The sequence below is a fragment of the Streptomyces sp. SID5785 genome, from assembly GCF_009870065.1.
In the GTDB taxonomy this organism is placed as follows: domain Bacteria; phylum Actinomycetota; class Actinomycetes; order Streptomycetales; family Streptomycetaceae; genus Streptomyces.
Genome location: NZ_WWIA01000478.1, coordinates 1 through 1269, shown reverse-complemented (window position 1 = coordinate 1269; position 1269 = coordinate 1). Strand labels below are relative to the sequence as shown.

Annotated in this window: 2 protein-coding genes; both read left to right on the top strand. The window is 74.5% G+C overall.

Annotated elements, in window-relative coordinates; genetic code table 11:
* Positions 1-525, top strand: a 525-nt coding sequence (locus GTW43_RS15635) for a DUF2867 domain-containing protein (protein ID WP_161302602.1), incomplete at its 5' end; no start/stop codon positions are given.
* 113 nt (positions 526-638) lie between these two features.
* A partial coding sequence (locus tag GTW43_RS15630) for a TetR family transcriptional regulator (protein WP_161302600.1) occupies positions 639-1269 on the top strand: 631 nt, incomplete at its 3' end.

Here is a 1269-nt window from a genome sequence, read left to right as displayed (position 1 = left end):
GACCCGCTGCCCACCGACCCGGACTGGGCGGGCGGCAGCCTCTACACGGACCACCGGGCCCGGCGCACCGACGCCGACCCGCACGCCGTGTGGACCGTCCTCGAGGGGATCGGCGGGCAGCACGGCTGGTACTCGTTCGGCCCGGGCTGGGCCGTGCGCGGCTGGCTGGACCGGCTCTTCGGCGGCGTGGGCCTGCGCCGGGGCCGCCGGGACACCGGCCGGCTGCGGCTCGGGGACGTGGTCGACTTCTGGCGTGTCGAGGCGATCGACCGGGAACGGCTGCTGCGGCTGCGCGCCGAGATGCGGCTGCCCGGGCCCGCCTGGCTGGAGTGGCGGATCGGCCGGGACCGCGAGGGGCGCACGGTGCTGCTGCAACGGGCCGTGTTCCACCCGCACGGGCTGGCCGGGCACGCGTACTGGTGGAGCGTGTTCCCGTTCCACGCCTTCGTCTTCAAGGGGATGACGCGGAACATCACCCGGACCGCGGAGCGGCTCTCCCGGGACGGACGTCGAGACACTGACTGATGCGACAGTCAGGTGCTCATCACGTGTCGACAGCCAGCACTTTTGCACCTTCGCAGCATCACTGTGTTGCACCGTGTTGAGTTCTTCTCAACATCGTGGTTATGGTCGGTCCCGTGGAGACCGACGACGCACCCGGCGGCACGCCCGCCGCCGACACCGCATCCCGGGTCCGTGACGTGATCACGGCCGCGGGCGTCAGCCAGCGCGAGTTCGCGCGCCGTATCGTCATGGACCCGTCCAAGCTGTCCCGGTCGCTGAGCGGCACCCGCCGCTTCACCGCCGCCGAGCTGGCGCGGGTCGCCGACGAGGGGCGGGTGGACGCGGGCTGGCTGCTCGGCGCCCGGCACCGGGAGGGCCCGGCGGGCGCCGAAGCGGCCAAGGCCGTCCCGATCGAGGGCGGCCGGCCGTTGCAGATCGTCCGCGAGACGGTCCGGCTGATCGCCGAGCACGGTTTCCACGCGGTACGGGTCGCGGACATCGCCCGCGCCTGCGCCACCAGCAGCGCGGCGATCCACTACCACTTCCCCGGCCGCGCCGACCTCCTCGAGGCCTCGGTGCGCTGGTGCATGGACGAGGACACCGCCCGCCGCGCCGCCCGGCTCGCGGCGGCGGACGACGCGGCGGCGGAGCTGCGCCAGCTCATCGAGCTGCAGACGCCGCGCACCGCGCAGCAGCGCCGCCAGTGGGCGGTCTGGCTCGACCTGTGGGCCGAGGCCGCCCGGTCCACCGCGGTGGGCCGGCTGC